Annotated in this window: 14 protein-coding genes and 2 pseudogenes; 2 read left to right on the forward strand and 14 right to left on the reverse strand. The window is 41.7% G+C overall.

Annotated elements, in window-relative coordinates; genetic code table 11:
* Positions 1-802: 802 nt before the first annotated feature.
* The 5 genes from N824_RS17575 to N824_RS17595 form a co-directional block, all read right to left on the reverse strand.
* The gene (locus N824_RS17575; RefSeq protein ID WP_048906470.1) at positions 803-982 is read right to left on the reverse strand and encodes a histone H1; all 180 of its coding nucleotides are present in this window, start codon (positions 980-982) and stop codon (positions 803-805) included.
* A 428-nt stretch (positions 983-1,410) separates the two neighbouring features.
* Positions 1,411-3,849, reverse strand: a complete 2,439-nt coding sequence (locus N824_RS17580; RefSeq protein ID WP_084498376.1) for an outer membrane beta-barrel family protein — start codon at positions 3,847-3,849, stop codon at positions 1,411-1,413.
* A gap of 31 nt (positions 3,850-3,880) precedes the next feature.
* Positions 3,881-4,387 (reverse strand): DUF4252 domain-containing protein, encoded by a 507-nt coding sequence (locus N824_RS17585; protein ID WP_048906472.1) that lies wholly within the window; start codon positions 4,385-4,387, stop codon positions 3,881-3,883.
* A gap of 1 nt (position 4,388) precedes the next feature.
* Entirely contained in the window at positions 4,389-4,835 is a 447-nt protein-coding gene (locus N824_RS17590; protein ID WP_048906473.1) for a hypothetical protein, read from the reverse strand.
* A complete protein-coding gene (locus tag N824_RS17595) occupies positions 4,822-5,316 on the reverse strand; it encodes an RNA polymerase sigma factor (RefSeq protein ID WP_048906474.1) in 495 nt (164 codons plus the stop codon). Before N824_RS17595 ends, N824_RS17590 begins: the two co-directional genes overlap by 14 nt.
* Before the next feature lie 655 nt (positions 5,317-5,971).
* On the opposite strand from N824_RS17595, the gene N824_RS17600 reads away from it, so the two are divergent.
* Complete coding sequence (locus N824_RS17600) at positions 5,972-6,325, forward strand: hypothetical protein (RefSeq protein ID WP_235207180.1); 354 nt, start codon at positions 5,972-5,974, stop codon at positions 6,323-6,325.
* Between the two features lie 108 nt (positions 6,326-6,433).
* Here the strand turns inward: N824_RS17600 and N824_RS17605 are convergent, their stop codons facing one another.
* From N824_RS17605 to N824_RS17620, 4 genes are all read right to left on the reverse strand, one after another.
* Positions 6,434-9,319 (reverse strand): sugar-binding domain-containing protein, encoded by a 2,886-nt coding sequence (locus N824_RS17605; RefSeq protein ID WP_084498377.1) that lies wholly within the window; start codon positions 9,317-9,319, stop codon positions 6,434-6,436.
* Positions 9,320-9,868: 549 nt separating this feature from the next.
* Positions 9,869-11,611: an ATP-binding protein gene (locus N824_RS17610; RefSeq protein ID WP_048906475.1), complete on the reverse strand. Its 1,743-nt coding sequence runs from the start codon at positions 11,609-11,611 to the stop codon at positions 9,869-9,871.
* Positions 11,612-12,426: 815 nt separating this feature from the next.
* On the reverse strand, positions 12,427-12,807 hold the full coding sequence (locus N824_RS17615) for a VOC family protein (protein WP_048906476.1): 381 nt from the start codon (positions 12,805-12,807) through the stop codon (positions 12,427-12,429).
* Between the two features lie 30 nt (positions 12,808-12,837).
* Positions 12,838-13,302: a DinB family protein gene (locus N824_RS17620; protein ID WP_200869904.1), complete on the reverse strand. Its 465-nt coding sequence runs from the start codon at positions 13,300-13,302 to the stop codon at positions 12,838-12,840.
* Positions 13,303-13,410: 108 nt separating this feature from the next.
* On the opposite strand from N824_RS17620, the gene N824_RS17625 reads away from it, so the two are divergent.
* Positions 13,411-14,499, forward strand: coding sequence for an aminotransferase class V-fold PLP-dependent enzyme (locus tag N824_RS17625; protein WP_048906478.1), 1,089 nt, complete (start codon positions 13,411-13,413; stop codon positions 14,497-14,499).
* On the opposite strand, the gene egtD is transcribed toward N824_RS17625, so the two are convergent.
* The 5 genes and pseudogenes from egtD to N824_RS17650 form a co-directional block, all read right to left on the reverse strand.
* Positions 14,500-15,483, reverse strand: a complete 984-nt coding sequence (egtD, locus tag N824_RS17630; RefSeq protein ID WP_048906752.1) for an L-histidine N(alpha)-methyltransferase — start codon at positions 15,481-15,483, stop codon at positions 14,500-14,502.
* Positions 15,484-15,488: 5 nt separating this feature from the next.
* Positions 15,489-16,040, reverse strand: a pseudogene (locus N824_RS17635) (SUMF1/EgtB/PvdO family nonheme iron enzyme).
* A gap of 257 nt (positions 16,041-16,297) precedes the next feature.
* A pseudogene (locus N824_RS34400) lies at positions 16,298-16,648 on the reverse strand (DinB family protein); the annotation flags it as partial.
* On the reverse strand, positions 16,648-18,219 hold the full coding sequence (locus tag N824_RS17645) for an ABC transporter permease/substrate-binding protein (protein ID WP_048906479.1): 1,572 nt from the start codon (positions 18,217-18,219) through the stop codon (positions 16,648-16,650). The pseudogene N824_RS34400 and the gene N824_RS17645, both read right to left, overlap by 1 nt.
* Complete coding sequence (locus N824_RS17650) at positions 18,212-19,180, reverse strand: ABC transporter ATP-binding protein (protein ID WP_048906480.1); 969 nt, start codon at positions 19,178-19,180, stop codon at positions 18,212-18,214. Before N824_RS17650 ends, N824_RS17645 begins: the two co-directional genes overlap by 8 nt.
* Positions 19,181-19,184 lie beyond the last annotated feature (4 nt).

The following is a 19,184-nucleotide window of genomic DNA, read 5'->3' on the forward strand; positions in this document are numbered from 1 at the left end:
AATCTTCACATTTCCCGCAACCCAAATTCTGTTGATTCCTTTTGAAGTTGTTTTTACTGAAGTAATTTCAATGTTATTGGCAGCTAAAGTTGTCATTGCCGAAGAGGTTAAAAAGATTGCTGCTAATGCTGTTCCGAATAGTGCTTTTGTTAGGGTTTTCATGACTTTATGTTTTAGGATTTTTCTTATTGTTTTTATTAATAAGACGTCACTACTCCCCTTTCGTTTCAGCTAAATTCGGCGTATTATACCAGCATCGTGTAACTCACGACAAACTCCCTAAAAAATTCGACCAACGGCTGTAATTATTTTTTAGATACCATTGGCTCATTCAGCAGTTTGCCAAAAAGATCGAAGAAAAAATAAAGGGCATGGAAGGATTCGACAATAAACTGTCTATGACCGAGATGAGCACCAGTGCAATTAAAAGACAGGATCAGTATATGAATTTTTACCAAAGCTTGGAACCCAGGAGTTAATGCAAAAACTAGTTAGCAATACGGTTCTGAAAAAGCGTTTAACGATGAAGACTTATTTGATGTAATTAGCGCTTTGACCTTCCCCGAGATCCGTCAGTTTTTTAAAGCTTATGTCGAAGAAGGACAAACGATCCTTTTGAAAGCGTACTTGCAGCAAGCGGGCTTTGATTATGATGAATCCGCGAAAACTGTTATCGAAATCAAGCACCCTTCCACAGCACAGCTCGCATTGAGAAAAGCATGGATAAATCAATAAAAGCAAAGGGACATAACAAAAAAAGATCCGTTATACAGATCCTTTTATTCCCAAAACATTGATTAAATTACTTTGCCGATTTTTTCTTCTCAGTCACTTCAGCACGGATCTCCTGAGCTAAGTTTTTCAGATCCTGCATTGCTTTCCTTACCCTTGTACCGGCAGCGCTGTTGCCTGCATTGTAAAATTTTTCAACATCTGCTTCAACCGAAGCCAACAATTCTTTAACCTTTGTGAATTTTTCCATTTTTTAAAATAATTAAGCTTGTGTAACTAACATTTAGCCAGCCTTTAAAAGCCGGGGACAAACATATTAAATTTTTACATTGTTTTTTTCAGCAATCAACTGAGTCTTTACCCCGATGATGCCATTTATTGCATTCAGACCAGTTTAATCCTTGTGCTAAAAGAACAGTGCAACAGGAAAGAAAACAAAAATACTACTTCACAAAATCAATATACTGCACCAAATAAGCTTTCCCGAAGCTGGCCGGATCAACACAAGACAGAAAATGTGGTATAATTAATTATGGCTCCATTATGCATTAATATTTTTATTCCATAAAGCTGCTGGCGGACGAAATAGCACCAGTAGGTTTCAACGTTTCAAATCTGTATTTCGGTGAGCGGAATCGCCTTTCTGTCGAAATACCCAGAGAAGCATTTAACTGATTTCTAATCAATTCGGCCATCTTTTTTCAAATCCTTTAGGCTTTTACTGTTAAAACTTTTACCAAACGCGTAGTTTAAACCCAATCGAACATATTGCGATTGCAGCTTATTCAATGAATGAATATATACATTGGTAGTATTAACTGTAACAGGAAACTGGTTAATATTGAGAACATCTTCAAAGTTCAAGGAGGCTGTCATACGGCCTTTAAAGAGCTTTCKYWGSACTGCTATACTTATATTACCATTTGTTGCATTCTTAAGCTGAAAATAATTGTTTGTGGTCACACAATATCCGTAGACTTGAAACTGGGTACTTTTTGCTGTAAAATTCAGGCTTAAATTTCCGGTAAAGGAAAAGTTACCAGGGAATAAAATATCATCTGAAATATTTGTAGAGAAAGTTGACTGAGTTCCGGCTAAATAAGCGTTTAAATTGAACCATTTCGTTATTGTGTTTTGGAAAACTAGATAACCGCCATACTGTTGTGTACTCCTAAAATTCTCGTAAGTATCAAAATTCATATTTGTTACCGGATCGTATTTGAATACTGCGCTGTAGATGTTGCTGGAACTGGATGCAAATAAAGAGGCCATAAAGAAATTCCCATCCCCGTAACTTCTTGAAAATTGAAGTTCCCCTTTATTGATCAAGTAGGGCTTAAGGTAAGGATTTCCACTGGTATATTGCCCTAACGATATTACATTCAGGAAGGGATTTAACATCGAATATCCGGGCCTTTGAATACGCCTGCCCAAATTTAATGAATAATTGGATCGACGGTCACTGGAAGCAAAAGACAAGTTAAGACTTGGGAAAAAATTAGCATAGCGGTTGCTTGATGGGGCAGTCAACGAAGGCGAAGTTAAACTATAATTAAAGTCCTCATACCTCAAACCCAGCTGATAGTTAAGCTTTTTTATTTTTCCTGACAGCAGTCCATAGACGGCAGTGATATTTTCACTGTAATGGACCCTATTTGACAAAATAGGGTCGTTAACGTAAATGTTGGTCAGCGTATCGTAAACTGCATTGATAAAATAGCTGCCTGTACTGGTATGGGTAAATTTAGTTCCAACCTCAAGCTTCATAGATTTACTGAGATTAGCTGTATAGTCAATGTTAGTGGCTGTAAGATTGTATGGCCGCAGGGTGTTTATCATCCTGTCATCTTCATACCTGTCAGAAACAGGGTGATTATTGATATCGTAAAACCTTCTGTTAAATGTTCGATCTGACCGGTTACTGTATTTGGAATAATTGAATCCTAAGTTCAGGACATCCTTATTTTTAAAAGTTTTTTTATACAGCAGGTCATTGATATAAAAGTTATTGTGCGTAAGGTTGTTTTCATTTTGTAAATAATTATTTTGGAATATATTAGCTCTGTTAAATATTTCTGAAGTCAAATGGTTAGTGCTACCTAAATTAAACCTTGCGCCAAAGAAATTGAAAGTTACTAAACTACTTGAATCAATCTCATAGGTAACCCCGCTTCTAAGGTAACTGCTTTTCTGTGTGCGGTCTGATGCACTTTTTTGTCTGAAAATATAAATCGAATCTGGCAAACTTCTGTTCTCATAATAGTTTTCCCTATGATAAAAATCTTCTCTATACGTATAGCTGTAGCTGCCTAAAATATCCCACTTGCGCTGCTTGAAGTTGATACTGGTACTATTGTCCGTAATGACCAGTGTAGAAATATTTGAAGAGATGTTTCCATAAAATCCAGGAACCCGGTGTTGTTTGAGTTTAATATCAAGAATTCCACCTTCACCTGCGGCATCAAACTTAGCGTTTGGATTGATATTGACATCAACATCAGCCACCTGTGTTGCGGATATGCTTTTTAAATAAGCCACCAGATCGTCACCTGTCATATTCACTTTCCGGCCGTTAACAAATACAGTAGGACCTTTACCCTGAAGTTTTATGCTGTTGGTGCCATCTATAGTTACTCCGGGAACCTGCCTGAGCAGCTCAAAAACACTACCTGTAACTCCAATGACCTTATCTACATTAAATTTATAACCGCCAGGGATGAACTCAATGGTTCTATTTGCACCATTTATAACCACTTCTTTAAGTTCATTTTGAGACTTATGCATGCTGAACAATAATGAGTCTTGTTTAGCGTCTGAGTTAGAAATTTCAAACGGTTTGCTCGTTGAGCTGATGTAACCAACAAGACTGATCTTAGCCAGGTATAAGCCTGGTTTAAGCTTAAAAGAAAAGTTACCATCCGGACCCGTGCTTCCGGTTGCGGCCACGCTTGAATCCTTTTTTAAATCATACATTGTCACTGTTGCAAGCGCTAAAGGCTGCTTTGTTTGGTTATCAACTACTTTCCCCAGAATATTTAAACTAAGACCAGATTGTAACTGAGCAATGGAAAAAAAAGGCAATAAGAGTCCCATTAAGATAAAAAAGTATCTTTTCATAATTTAGAATTAAGATGATTTGATTGTTTGGTTATTTATTCGAAACAAGAGAGCGGATGCTTTCCAAATCGATATTGTCGCCTACATAGCAACTGACGTGTATTTTCTTAGCGCTGATTGTAAAATAAACTACTTCGGTGACGATGTTTTCTTTACCACGAGTGTAAACGACCGAAGATGTTCTGTCATTAAGTTCCCACCTAAAATATTCTTTATACAAGTTGCCTTTGTTTACCGCTTTATCTATTTGGCTAACTATTTCTTCCGAATGTTGTGCTGAACTATTAAAATTTAAATACTTATAGACCTTAACCTGTTTCATAATGCGTGCAATACTAGGATGTGCCCACATGCCCATCTCGTTGGTGCGCTTTACCATGGCCTCACCCATTGTGTTTACCTCATATTTTGGCTCATCGGAATAACGGCTAAAATAAAGGTCGATCATCGTTTTGGTTTGAGATGCAGTTTTCCCCTGGCCGAACGTAAATGCAGTAGTGGCTAGTAGAAAATATATGGAAAGAATTATAGGTTTCATATTATTGTTTTAGAGATTTAATATTTGACATCGATTCTGTAGCCTCATTAAGGCCATTGTAGCCATGATTAAGTGCCTTTGAAATAGAAAATAACCCGGCCTCTGCCTTCTGCTGAAGAGCCAAATCTCTCTTAGCTTGTAATTTATTGTTATAGGTTAACCCAAAAAAAGCCATACCTGCAATCAGCACTATCGTTGCAGCGACTTTTAATAGCGCACTGAGGCTGACCAGCTGACCACCGCTCTTGGGCCTTATTTCTGTAATATAAACTTCATTGTTTTCTATCGATTTAAAGTCTTTGATTGCTTCAAACCAATTTTCGTCTCCTGAGCGCTCATCATTTAATTCCTGCGTTGCAAAATGCCGCTTAATTAGTCTTTCCTCCTCAATTGTAGTTTCTGCCCTCCAATATTTTTCAAGCAGCAACATCATCTTATCTTTTTCCATGCATTTTATTTCTTAAGTATTGTCTTCCTCTAAACAGATAAACCTTAACCTGCGACTCCGTGATTTGCAGTATTTGGCTGATCTCCTTGTATTCCATTTCTTCTATTTCACGCAGATACAAAATGTTCCGCTGCATTTCAGGCAGTTTGTTGATCAACGCATTAAACCGCATTCTTAAATCGGTCAATATCATTTCTCTGTCCGTATCATTAGGCAAAAGATCTTCCGTAATATCCTCCAAAGCTGTATACCTCTGACTGCTTTTTTTTCTAGAATGATTCAGAAAAGTATTACGTACTATCCGCATTGCGTAAGCTTCAAAATTTTCCCAGTTTGTCCATTCATCCCTCAGCTGCCAGAGTTTCATTAATGATTCCTGATGAATGTCCTTGGCATCATCTATATCCTTTGTCAAAGACAACGCAAAACGATAGAGCTTACTGTGACTATTTAGAAAATATTTATAACGTTCAGTATCCATGTATTTGTGTAGGAGACAATGTTGGGCGGTCAAAAGTTACAATTATTTTAAATAGTTCTTTTGCAATGCCATATCTTGCTGGATAACATTTTTAAACTACCCTTTTATTAGGTGGGTATTTCATTGATCAGAAATCTTTGCCTGGCACTAACTAATATAATTTCGTCAGATGATGCTTAAGGACCGAAGTACTGAAGGATTTGGACTCATGGATTCAAAAGCGATAAGCTCTTCTATTGCTAGGGTAAATACTAATATTTTCTTCATATATTATGTGTGTAGTTGGTTAAAGTGATTAAATAATTCTCAATCATGTGCAGTATCACAATTGTAGGAACAACAATTGTAGTTGTTCTACTGGAACGAGAGATATTAATGCCGCAGAAACGGCAATTAATATCAAAAACAGCCCCGCCGCATTCATCCGGTTCAATTTTAGCCTCATGACTAAATACTTTGTAAATCCATCACGTCTTATGGTTTTACCTCCTGCAAATTGCTCAGCGGGATGATTTGTCAAAGGGGGCTTAAATACACCTAAAGTTTGTAGAAAGCGCCGGTCGGTCCCCGGGCTATTTAATTTATCTGGCTTGTATTGAACGGGTTATTAGCAGCGTTAAAATTTTAATTTGCAGATTCTCTATAAAGTGGCATATTGCGACAAAGATCGCAGATGATAGCCGTTACCGTACTCCCTATGATAGATGTAATGCCAAAGCCTGGTACCCCCCTGGTCAAGGTAATGAATGACCGTCTTACTACCATGGCTGGAGAGCTACAAAAGTATCTTGAGCGGGAATTCACCGACGAAAAAGGCTGTGAAGACCTTGTCATCTACATGAGTTATAACAGCAAATATGCTGTCCGCTGGAAGACTGTCAACGATGTACCAGTTCATATTCAGAATCATGTGACTAAATGCTGTGGTAATCTTGGCTACATCCAATGGAAAGAGCTTGACCTGTACAGTTACAAAGTGAACCGACAATCCGGCCGGTCTGAAATTTAATAATCCTATATCCAAGTCAGGATTAAGTTTACTAACGCAAGAATCTGCCAACAGGCATCATCCAACACCAATAAAGAAGTAAATCACCAAGTTGATATCTTCTAATGCTTATAAGCTATTTTCACTAATGAGCTTTTGGATGTCGGCTATATCCACTGATACTTCCGGTCTAAAAGCATTTCCCTCCATATATTTCTGCAGGCTAAATAATAATTGTCTTGCCTCTGGACGCTGATCACGATCAGACAGCAGGTCAATAGCGCTAACTATCAGGCTTCCTTTGCCAACTTTACATTCAAATATCAAACCCAAGGGTCGGGCGGTAACCCAATCATCAATTACCCTCACTAAAGGTTTGATTTGTTTACTGAGAACATCCATTCTTACCACGCTTGAATGGGTGATTGCGTCCCACCATTGCCAGTTACTATGGTAGTCTGTTGGGAATGCAGCAAAGGCAGGATGTTCAGGGTTACACAAGATACCTAGTGTGGTTGGGGGCTGACTTTTCGTCCAAGCTGTATTCCAAAAGATACTTGAAAAACCGACCTTGATATTACCGCCCATCTCCGGTTTAACAGATCCCTTTTTTAAAGTCAGCAGTACTTTGCCACCACCGTTTAGCTTGTCGACAGCTTCATCATTCAATATCTGCGTTACCAGCACTTCCTTTGAAACATCAGGCAGAACGGCGGGATAGACAAAAATATCCCACGAATTTTCTGCCGATCCTATTTTTACCGTTAAAAGCAGCTGTCCTGCAGACTGAACGGCACTGAATTTTTGGCGGATCGTGCCAATATGCTGACCGTTACCCAATGCAATATCTACCGGATTAAATTCACCATGGTAGAGGGAGGTGCCATCAGTTTTAGAGATGGCCCAGCTTACTTTAGCACCGGCAAGAGCTTTTCCTCCGAAGTTTGCTACTTCAACCGGTGCCACCAACTGCTCACTGGTGGTATAAATCATGCTGGGAAGCCTGACTAATGGTACAACGGCATTACAAAAACGTCTGTACTCAGCCGCGGTCACATAATTTTTTTCTTCCCAGAAAGGATCAAGTACTCCTACCAGGGCAGTTCCCTGTCCTGGAAAATCATTTAATCCAAGCAGTTGGAAACCGCCAAAGCCAGGAGTCCTCAGGGCGGCTTCAATATCAGCTTTGTAACAGAGGACCTGTAATTTCCCAGAAGCTATCAGGAAACTGTCAGCTAACATATACATTCCGTTTTCTTTCAATCTGTCCTGAAAGATCTCGAAGTTCTTCGGTTTCAGGATGCCGGAGTACTTCTTCATCTCTTTAAAATCCGGATAGACACACCACTGACCAATTTCATGGCTTACCGACGGCTGTTTCCACTTGGATATGATGTCACTCCAGTCATACGATGTCGAAGGTTTCCGGCCGTTCAGTATACTGTTCAATCCCTCACCCCAGCGCTGGATGCGGGGGTCCGGAGTGTTATTGTAATCGTTTTGATCAACTACAGGCCAGCCTGCAGCGGTAGTGTACAGTCTCCTTGTGTCTTTGACTTTCCAGAAGTTGACAAACTTTGTAAGGTAAGTTACATGATTTTTACCGCTAGGCTCGTTGCCATAAGTCATCATCACGAATGAAGGATGGTTCCCGTAAGTTTTCACCATTCTTTCGCTTTCTTTGTAGATATATTCATCTAATGACCTTCCATCACCTATTACAGCATCTGTGCTAGCCCAAGAGGAACATTCTATCTGCAGATACATTCCCAGTTGATCAGCTGCCGCAAAAGCTGCTTCAGGCGGACACCAGGAATGAAACCTGACGTGATTTAAACCATAATTTTTAATGGCACTAAAACTTTTGAGCCATGAGGCCAAATCCGTAGGCGGATAACCAGTTCTTGGAAACGAAGCGCAGTCGAGGGTGCCCCGTAAAAATGTAAGCTGGTCATTCATGATAAACTGTGTGCCCCTGGTCTTAAACTCACGCATACCAAATAGGAGCTCCTGTTGATCCGGCAGATTGTTAAGGGCGGTTTTTAGATTGACGGTAAAACGGTAGAGATCGGGATGAAATTCATTCCAAAGCAAAGGATGACTACCCATTGCATATACCAGGCTGAGCTCAACGCTTTTTCCTTTCAGCACCACGTCCTTTACTAAAGTCTTTAACCGTCGAGCGTCTGCCCTAGAAGAAATTGCCGATAAGTTCAGCTGCGCGATGCCTTTAGCTCCTGTAGGGTTGTTAACTTTAAGTTTCACTCTTACCAGTCTGGCGTGAATATCTGGGTATAATTGCAGGTCTGAAACATATATCTTCGGTCTGACCCTAAGCTGTAATGTTCCAATCATGCCGTTCCAGTTTGTTTGGGTATGATCAGTGATGCTATGAGAGTTCATTCCCACATTAAAGTCCTTTACGCGGTTATCTATCCTCACGGTGATCACGTGTTTACCAGGTGTTAGCCGGTCTTTCAACTGGAATACATGGGCTGTACCCAGACTATTCTCCATTCCTATTCTGGTATCATCTACCCAAACTGTTGTTTCCCAGTGGCTTCTCTCAATAAAAAGCTCCGACCATTCGCCCTTCCAGGATGCGGGTATAGTAACGCTTTTCTGATACCAGGCCGCACCCTTATAGTATTTCTCCGGTTGCAGCCAGAAAGGAATCTTTATATTTCCCTGCTTCCTGTACTTAGCATACTGAGGTTTTGAAAACCAGGATGAGTCTACAATTTCGCCTGTCCAAGGTGTATGCACAGTGATGTCGTTGCCTTTACCATTGGTTGTCATTGATCCCGGAAGCTTTACTTTTTCCCTGAGTTTGGTACTGTACCATTTCTCAGAAATGCCCAGATCCAGGGAGTCAGTCTGAAACAGCCAGGTGCCTGCCAGATCTATTGTGGCACTCTTCTCCGCTTTTATCTGAGCAAAGGCACCGCATGCTGTGATGATGACCACTGACAGCGCTGCCAGCGTATAATTTAAAAGTTTGCTATTCTTGTCCATCTGTATTTGAAATTGGATTACGCTCAGCTACGAAGCCGGATTCCGGGTAATTAACCGATTACTGTTGATTTCTTTCTGGGGTAAACTATAGTAAATTAGGTTAGTAATTTTCCTGTTCATAAGGTTTGTTTTAAGATTTGGTTGGGACACGGGAATTACAGCCTGAAATTTTTCTGAAACATATCTTGATTGGATATTATCCTTTAAAATCTGTTCAGGATGAGTTCGCAGTCATGTTATTGATATTTGGCGCTCTAAATTAGGGTACAAGATGTGCAATATAAATGGACAAATAAACGGTTTTGATGGACAATATCACTTTCTAAACCGCGATTACTGCATTTTTTGCCCCTTTAGGCCTAATTTGCTGTCGGTTCATATCATGCCGAATGGGGTCCCGAAGTTAATTAAATCCTAAAATAAACGCTTAGCCTCAATCTAAAAGTTTGCGATCAAAACCACAGCGCAAGATCACGAAGTTTGACGGCCTGCATGACATCGAAAGCAAAGAAGATCATATATTATTCCCATTTATATCGATAAAATAACTTACCTGATTTCAAGCTTTAGGGCAACATCAATTAATTTTTTCTTTAACGCTTCCATTTTAAATGGCTTGGGAAGGTAATCATTCAATCCATGGTCCGTTAGCTTTGCTCTAACCTCTTCAGATGCCTCCCCTGTGAGTGCGACAATATGAATGCCGGACTTAGACGAATCATCTAGTTTGCGAATGCGCAAAGTAGCCTCCAAGCCATTCATTACAGGCATATTTACATCCATTAAGATCAGATCATATTGGTTTTCGATAACCAGTTGAACTGCCTGCTCACCATTTTCAGCAACATCCGCTTTAATGTTCCAGCGTTGAAACAGCTGTTGCATCAAATAGGTATTCATCAAGTTATCTTCGGCCAGCAGAATCCGCAACTTGCTAAGCTGAACCTCGTCAGATTCGCCAGGATTTTTTACAGCGGGCACAATGTTGGTAGCATGTCTTAACAACAAATCGAAATAGATTGTTGTACCTTTTCCTGGTTTGCTCTCTAAATGAATCTCACTGCCAAACATCTCAATTAACTGCTTCACAATGGACAGCCCCAATCCTGTGCCGCCAAATTTGCGCGTCGTATTGGTCGAGGCCTGCATGAAGGGATCAAAGATCAGCTGCTGTTTACTGGGTTTAATTCCGATTCCCGTGTCCGCGATTTTGAAACGGATTAAATCACCGTTTTCTTCGCGGGCGAGCAGCAGCAAATCTATTGAAACCGAACCTTTTTCGGTGAACTTGACCGCATTTCCCACCACATTGAAAAGGATCTGACTTAGCCTTGTCGCATCCGCTTCATAACTTACCTCCTTGATACGCGGATCCAAATCCAGGTGAAGCAGCAATGATTTTTCTTTAACCTGAGGCATCATACTCGAAGAAATTGAACTGATCAACACATCAACCTTAAAAGGCGCACTGTACAATTCGAGCTTTCCCGAGTCCAGTTTGTTGAAATCTAATATATCGTTAACCAGAGACAACAGGTTTGCCGCCGAAAATTTCAATACGTCCAAATGCGCCCGCTCCTGTTGGCCTTTATTCTCTTCCACCAGCAGATTGGCGATACCGATCACCGCGTTTAACGGGGTGCGTAGCTCGTGTGCCATCGTAGAGAGGAAGTCCATCTTACTGGCCGCAGTTCTCTTAAGCTCTTTATTCAACACTTCTTTTGCGTGCAAGTTTCCAAAAAGTACACGATGAAAATATACATGAGACATCAGAATAACAAAAAAATTAATGCCAATATAGATATCGTTCAGCGCTTCAGGTAAGGGCTCCAACGTATCCCACCTGAAGTGAACGTAATGACACAAAATAGGTGCCGCGCTGGCGATAATCGTATAAAATATCCCCCATCTGGCATTAAGACCATAAAAGGAGGAAATGATCACCATCACAATTGCCTGAAGCGTAATGGTATCCGCCCCTACGTCCTGATTAAATGCCCGGTAGTACACATGCAGAACAGTTGCTGAAACTGCGTAAAAAATACCTGCCTTCAGCATTTTGGGGAAGATCCGCAGCGCAACAATCATCAATATTGAAGTCAAAATCAAGCGTAATGCCCTTCCGCTGCCGTCGCCCTGATGATATTGATACGCATCAAATAAATAAATCCCCCCTTTAAATACATTCGCACCGAGCATCAGATAAAATAACTTAAGTTGGGCCTCGAATATCGTTGTACTGCCAATAGGAATTAGCAGCGATTTTATTTTCAGCAATCGCTTATTTATCATTATTTAAGGGTTCATAGTTAGATAAGCGAAATTAGCAAACCTCTGGCAAAGCGTATATATGCAGGATTAAAAAGCCTAACGTTTAAAATTCGTATGGACAGCTGCGGGCATCTCAGCGTATAATATGATCTTCAACAGACAAAACTATTTTGAACATTTACAGTGTTTTTTAGACCATTTAACAGGTTCGTTTATTTTTTTTGTTCAATAAGCAAGCAGATTAAATTGCGTTGACATCCTTTTTCCTTCAATAACTGTCGCACCACCTGGTCAACGTAAATCGGAGAATGCGTTCTGTCATAAGAATCGATTAAAATACATCGATAAACAGGACAAGGTGGGTACACACCCGAATTTTGGCGTAGCATGATGGTTGAACTTATCTTGAGGGATTTCCTCTTAAACATAAAAAAATTTCAAATAAAAGCGACTACATGGAGCTTCTGTTTTATATGTATAAGAAACCATCTAATTTAACATTCCCCATACTGCTTTCGATCAAGGTATGCTCATTTGAACTACCACTCATCTTTAACACTGCATTCTCAGTAGTCAATGTGTATAAACTACCCACCCTAGACTTAATTTGGCTGTTGCACTTTCGCTCAAAATAACGGAAGATATTTTACATCAAAGTTGCCTTTGGCAACAATCACTGAGCCACCTGCAACTTGTTGAATTCCCGGTAGCACCGGCAATTTAAATGACGAGCTGAGATTAAGATTCACGGTTACGCGAGCATACCGGGAATTTTCATACTTCCCTTGGGATACTTAAAATCTTCAGTATTTGGCATTTAATTCCAAAGCAAGCGCTTAACCTGTTTCCAACACAGAAAGGATATTTCCTGCAGGATCCTTAAACCAGGCGATGACCGGTCCATCGCCACGAAAGATCCCTTTCTCATCTGTCTTGAGCCCCGCAAAATCATAATGTTCGAACTGAACTCCTTTTTCAACCAGATGATCGACTGCCCCTTCAACACTCTCGACAGGAAAATTGAGTACTGTAAAAGTCGCCGGCACATGATCGGGTTTTGGATAAATGAGAACAGGAATGGAACCTGTGATATGAAGTTCAAGCGTATCCATTTGGCCAATTCTTACATCAAGGCCCAGGGTGGACTGGTAGAATTCTTTCGCCTTTTCCAGATCATTGGCTGAAAAAGAACTAAATGCTTTTGAATTTTGTAACATAGTATTTGGGTTTAAAATGATGATTCGCTACTACGGTTTCCAGATGCCCAGCAAACGCCTAACAACAACAATCTCAGCAATGTGGTAGGCTGCATGATCAGCAATCTGAAGCGCTTCCCGCAGGAGGCTCTGTCCGCTGCCATGTAAAAACGGGTCATAAAGATTTTCTGTTTGCAGCAGAATTAGAAATGCATTTAAATCTTCAGCAATCTGCCTCAAGGAGGCATCCCAGCTTGATATATCCGCCGGCGCCAGTTCTTTGGGCCAGTATTCTTCAGGCCATTTCGGCGATTTGTGGTTGTCCTTCCTGCTGAATTCCAGCATATCCCATTGCGCAATCCTAATGTGCTCCACAAGCTGCCAGATGCTATAAGGTAATTGATGTGGCCTTTCCCCGAGCAAAATAAACGGGATATTTGCAGTCGCATCTTTTAATCCGACATGCGCGCCACCGCCCTCTAAAAGGTGTTTTAGTTCATTGATTAAAATTTCCATATACGTTGATATGCCTGAGTATTTCATGCATTCTCCAGATAATATACAACTCAGTAAGGTTAAAGTTTTTCACTTTCGAACTTAATCAAATTTCGTTTACATTTGAAAATGAGCTTTTCGACCCTTTTTCCGATCCTCGATACCTGCGCATATTTAAACACCGCCAACGCGGGAATTCTATCCAGACCGTTGCAGCAATGGAGAAACAAACATGATGCTGACTACCTCATCAGTGGAAGCGATCTGCGTGCCAACCATGGTATCATCATGGGGGAGCTTCGCCGGAACTTATCAACCCTATTTAAATCTAAACTAGATAATACTTACCTAGTTCCTAATTTTTCCATCGGCTTCAATACCTTACTGGATGGGCTGGAAAAAAGTCACCGTTTCCTGCTGCTTTCAGAAGATTATCCTTCGGTCAACTATCCGGTGATCAGCAGGGGATTTGATTATGCCGATGTTCCGATAAGTCCTAATCCTGAGGATCAAATATTAGCAGCAATCAAAAAATACAAGCCGAGCGTTTTTGCCTTCAGCATCGTTCAATATATCAGTGGGATCAGAATAGATCCTCAGTTTATAAAGGATATCAAGGACAGCCACCCCGAACTGATCATCATAGGCGATGGCACCCAATTCTGTGGCACTGCGACTTTCGACTTTAATTCTTCAGGTATGGATGCCGTTATTTCCAGTGGCTACAAATGGATGCTAGGAGGCTATGGAAATGGCTTCGTCATGTTATCAGACCATTTGAAAGAACGCATTTACCAGCAAAGGACGAGCACGCCACTCCCAACCGCTCCATTCCTGAAGGGAAAAGACTTCCTCTCACTATGCTTTGAGCCGGGACATTTGGATACCCTGAACTTTGGAAGCTTAAATCAAAGTGTGCTTTACCTCCAATCCATCGGACTGGAAAACATCGAAAAAATCAGCCAGTCGGTTTGTGAAAAAGCCAGAGCAGCATTTTATTCAAGAGGCTTGATTTCAGATTCCCTGATTGGCCGTAAAATTCAGTCAACACTTATGAATCTTCCATTACAGCCGGACACATTCCAGAAATTGATTGCTAACCGGATTATATGTTCTAACCGAGGGACCGGTACCAGGATCTCGTTTCATTTTTACAATACAGATAAGGATCTGGAGCTTCTTTTACAGATTCTGGATGAGCACGCCCAAGCGCTCTGATCATTCAACTACCCAGATGGAATCGACAAAGTAACTATTTTCATCAAAAAAATGCTGCTGGCACCGGAATGCCGAACCTGCGGCCAACGATTCGATTTCTTCGATTGAATATTTTTGTGAAATTTCCATAAAGACCGGTTCATTCTCGGAAAACTGAATCGTTTCATTTTCTCCAATGTGAACCAGCTGATCTGTTAAACTGATCAGGTAACTTTTACAACTACCCGTCTCGGGATCATAGCTCGCATAGTGCTCAAAATCCCCGAGATTAAAATCACCATCGAGTTCCCGGTTAATTCGTTCAAGCAAGTTAAGGTTAAATGCGCGGGTAATTCCTGCGGCATCATTATATGCCGCTAATATCTGCCGTGGGTCTTTCTTCAAGTCAAAACCAATGATCAACAGGTCACCTTTAGACAGGGACTGTTTTAATTCTGCGCAGAACTTCACCGCCTGGTCAGGGTGCATGTTCCCGATATTTGCCCCCATGAATAAAACTACTTTTCTGCGGCCGGAAAACGATGAAACCTTACCAAGCATGTCCAGGTAGTCTCCATTGAGTCCTTTAATGTCCAGTGAGGGCAGCTGCCGCGGCAATTTGTCTTCAAGCTCACCGATCACATGAGCAGAGATATCCACTGGCAAATAACTAAATTCCAATTCCCGTGCAACAAGTGCTCTGAGTAAATGAATTGATTTGGTTGCATCACCAGCACCCAGCTCAATCAGGTCAAAGGGAGTTTTTTCTGCCGAAATAACCCTTGCAATTTCTCCCGAGTAGTTCTTCAGAATATCCATTTCCGCATTGGTCAGGTAATATTCATCCATATCCATAATTTGCTGGAAGAGCCTATCCCCATGCTCGTCGTAAAAATATTTGGAATGCATGAATTTCGGCGATGCTTTGAGCCCCGCAATCGTATCCGCTATGAATTGTAACTCAACAGGAGATGATTTTTCAGTAGTACGAGTAGTTGTATTCATATCAATCATTTGGCTAGTCTTATCCCCGTAAACTGCCATCTTAAATGGGGATGAAAAAAATTTCTGTAAGTAATTCGGCTATGCCCTGCCGGAGTTGCCACTGAAGCACCACGAAGCACCTTTTGATTGACCATAAACTTTCCGTTATATTCTCCTATTGCCCCTGGTGCCTTGCTAAACCCCGGATAGGGCAAATAAGCGCTTTCGGTCCATTCCCATCGACTCCCCCACTTAAGCTTCGTCGCTGCGACTTCCCACTCAAACTCTGTAGGGAGCCGGAAACCGGCCCAGCAGGCATATGCATATGCTTCATAATAACTGATATGTGCGACCGGCTCATCCGGATCAACAGGCTTGAGTCCTTCAAGTGTGTAGTTATACCAACTGTKYTMNAKAWMRKRMCAATACATCGGTGCGGTGATGTGGTTGTTTTTCACCCAGTCCCAGCCCTCAGCATGCCAGTAATTAAAATTGCTATAGCCACCTTCTTCCATAAATTGAAGATACTCCCCATTGCTCACCAGTTCAGAACTGATTGAAAAATCATGCAGATACACCTTATGCCTTCCCAGTTCATTATCGANNWWMRMWMKTCCTCTMYTGNTWTKTYYKWWMTSATANRRCSMCYWCMGWGAWSKASANTCWTNTCCCNNNYAYWSGASGSTNTYCCGNNCTTAGCTTTAGTTTCAGCAGAATGATACACCGGAAAGAGCGGATTATGCCCAAGAATGTACTTGATATCAGTCAGCAAAAGTTCCTGATGCTGCTGCTCGTGATTGAAGCCAATCTGCAACAGGCCTTCCAGCGCTGAGGAGATCGGACCCTGCAGAAGTTTTAGCATTGCTTCATCCACATAAGCGCGATACTGATAAACTTCATTCACATCCGGTCGGCTCAGATTACCCCTGTCGGTACGAATCACACGGTTGCCAATGGTTTCGTAGTAACTATTAAACACATAATTATAATCCGCATTGTAAACCTGATACTTCTCAGCAAACGGCAGTAACAGAAAGGTCTCAAAGAACCAGGTGGTATGACCCAGGTGCCATTTTGGAGGACTGACATCAACAATCGGTTGAACTACATAATCTTCGGTCCGCAATGGCAGGCAAATCTGCTCGGTATGTTTCCTGATTTGTGCGTATTGTTCGAAAAATGACATCAATTGTGATCTATATAATTTTTAAGTGCTGTGATAGTAGTAACATTCAAGACTTTGGATTGTTTGGCCCGCATCATCAAAGCATAGGAATTGTTGAATCCTATTGGCGTCAGCCACTGGATTTGATATTTTTTCTGAAAGGCACGCTTCACATATTCATATGTCCGATCTTTGTCGCGGGTGATGCTTTTGACCAGCTCCGGATCAGGCTGAAGCAGAACCAGCAGTCCCGTGCCAGTATATTCTGGGTAAAAGTCAATCTGGTCATTCCTCAGCGCATCAAAACAAATCTTAGTCCCTCCCAGTCCGGTTTTGGTTGCCACTTCATAATCGGTATTACCTTTAATCAGCATACGATACATTTCGGCCAGAATGTACTGTTCACCAAAAATCTTTGAGCCGATCCGGATGGTACCAGCGTGTCCGTTGCGCGGACTTTTGTACAAACCTTTACTGATCAGAAAATCCTTTGCGACGCGTTCAGGAGTCTGTTTCAGGTAATCCGTCCTGTAGTTCAGATCGGTCATTACCGAATCGTTAATTTTTCCAGCAAGCAGATTAAGCACAGCCTTAAGACCTGGAAATTTTTCCAGAGATGCCTGCCGGACAATTGGCGCGGCATAATAGGGCGGAAATATACCTTTATCATCTTTTAGAATCGTCAGACCGAAAGCCTTCAATCTTCCATCTGTTGAGTATCCACTGATCACATCCAATTCTTTTTCATAAGCGGCTTTATACATCACCGCATCGCTGATCACTGTGGTATGAATCTTAAGCCCATAAATGGACCTTAAGCCCAGATCACCGTCCATTCTGCCCATAAATTCCGGCGTAAAACCAGCCCTTAGGCTGGTATCAGATGTTGCAGGAATCATATAAAAACCACCCACCAACAGGATGAACAAAGGAAATAAAAAGCGTATTTTCCGTAGCTTCCTGAAATCAAGTTTTTGTATTCCCGATAACAGCAGATCTAAAATCACGGCCAATAGCGCAGCCGGAATAGCACCTGCCAGAATCATATTACTATTGTTCAGGGAAATACCTCCAAAAATAAATTCGCCTAATCCTCCGGCAGCGATAAATGAAGCGAGTGTAGCAACGCCCACATTAATCACTGTAGCAGTTCGGATTCCTGCCAGTATCACAGGCAAGGCAAGCGGTAACTCTACCTGTAAAAGCACTTGTGTTCTGCTCATTCCCAAAGCATTTGCTGCCTCGATAATGTGCCGGTCGATACCCACAATTCCCGTGTAAGTGTTGCGGATGATCGGTAACAATGCATAGATCAGCAAGGCCACAATGGCGGGTTTTGCACCAATACCCAATAACGGGATCATGAAACCCAGCAGTGCGATACTTGGAATGGTCTGCAATATCCCTGCAATCCCTAAAACGCTTCCAGCCAGTTTCCTTCGCCTGGCAATTAAAATACCAAGAGGAAGACCAACGACTATCGCCAGCAGCAGCGAGACAAACGTCAGTCCCAGATGCTGCAAAGTCTGGGTAAGCAACTTGTCGGACTGCTCGGTCATAAAACTCCATAAAGTCTGTTGCTGCTCAATCATACTTTGCCCTCTGTTTATAGAAATGGAATGCTGTACTCAGTTCCTGAAAATTGATGCGCTTGGCCTGTTTTGTTTCCAGGTCCGAAAACAATTCAACCGGATAGTCTCCGGCTGAGCTCAGTCTTTCCATGGCTGACCAAACATCAGTGGAAGAAGAAAGCGCACGCTCTTCACTTTTTATCAGCTTCAAAGGCAGGAATTCCCAGATGTCCTTTATGGTTATTACCTTGAATTCCAGGGCCAGCCGCTGACTGTCCAGGAACTTCCGGGCGAACTCACTAACGGGCTTATAAAGCAGGTCTTTGGGCGTGCCGATCTGAACAATTTTACCATGATCCATCAGACAAATGCGGTCGGCCAGTTCAAAAGCCTCCTGAACATCATGAGTGACCATCACGATCGTTTTTCTTTTCAGCTCCTCCAGCGCTTTAAATTCAGACTGGATGCCTGACCTGGTCACATTATCCAATGCTCCAAACGGTTCGTCCATTAAAACAATATCCGGATCAGCGACCAGAGCCCTGGCCAGCCCGACACGCTGTTGCTGGCCTCCGCTTAGCTGATGGGGCAGCAACTCCATACAATCCTTCGGGAGGCGAAATTTTTCAATCAGTTCCAGTGTCCGTCCCAGGGTTTTTTCTTTATCCCATTTCAGTAATTTAGGAACAACAGCGATGTTTTCAGCGACCGTATAATGAGGAAAAAGTCCAGTATTTTGCATGACATAGCCAATTTTACGCCTCAGCAATTCAGGTTTGTCTCGATTGATCTGCTGTCCGTTGATGCTGATTGTTCCTGCATCAGGTTCAATCAGCCGGTTAATCATCTTTAGCGTGGTTGTCTTACCGCATCCGCTGGTACCCAGTAAAACGAGGGTTTCTCCATCGGCTACTGTAAAGGAGATGTTATTAACTGCTCGTGTATTTCCAAAATTCTTGCTGACCTCTGCTAGTGTAATCATTTCC

The organism is Pedobacter sp. V48, assembly GCF_000523515.1.
Lineage (GTDB): Bacteria > Bacteroidota > Bacteroidia > Sphingobacteriales > Sphingobacteriaceae > Pedobacter.

Coding starts and splice junctions, on each gene's coding strand:
- N824_RS17575 (WP_048906470.1), bottom strand. CDS start 982: ATGGAAAAATTCACAAAGGTTAAAGAATTGTTGGCTTCGGTTGAAGCA.
- N824_RS17585 (WP_048906472.1), bottom strand. CDS start 4,387: ATGAAACCTATAATTCTTTCCATATATTTTCTACTAGCCACTACTGCA.
- N824_RS17590 (WP_048906473.1), bottom strand. CDS start 4,835: ATGGAAAAAGATAAGATGATGTTGCTGCTTGAAAAATATTGGAGGGCA.
- N824_RS17595 (WP_048906474.1), bottom strand. CDS start 5,316: ATGGATACTGAACGTTATAAATATTTTCTAAATAGTCACAGTAAGCTC.
- N824_RS17605 (WP_084498377.1), bottom strand. CDS start 9,319: ATGGACAAGAATAGCAAACTTTTAAATTATACGCTGGCAGCGCTGTCA.
- N824_RS17610 (WP_048906475.1), bottom strand. CDS start 11,611: ATGATAAATAAGCGATTGCTGAAAATAAAATCGCTGCTAATTCCTATT.
- N824_RS17615 (WP_048906476.1), bottom strand. CDS start 12,807: ATGTTACAAAATTCAAAAGCATTTAGTTCTTTTTCAGCCAATGATCTG.
- N824_RS17620 (WP_200869904.1), bottom strand. CDS start 13,302: ATGGAAATTTTAATCAATGAACTAAAACACCTTTTAGAGGGCGGTGGC.
- N824_RS17625 (WP_048906478.1), top strand. CDS start 13,411: ATGAGCTTTTCGACCCTTTTTCCGATCCTCGATACCTGCGCATATTTA.
- egtD (WP_048906752.1), bottom strand. CDS start 15,483: ATGAATACAACTACTCGTACTACTGAAAAATCATCTCCTGTTGAGTTA.
- N824_RS17645 (WP_048906479.1), bottom strand. CDS start 18,219: ATGATTGAGCAGCAACAGACTTTATGGAGTTTTATGACCGAGCAGTCC.
- N824_RS17650 (WP_048906480.1), bottom strand. CDS start 19,180: ATGATTACACTAGCAGAGGTCAGCAAGAATTTTGGAAATACACGAGCA.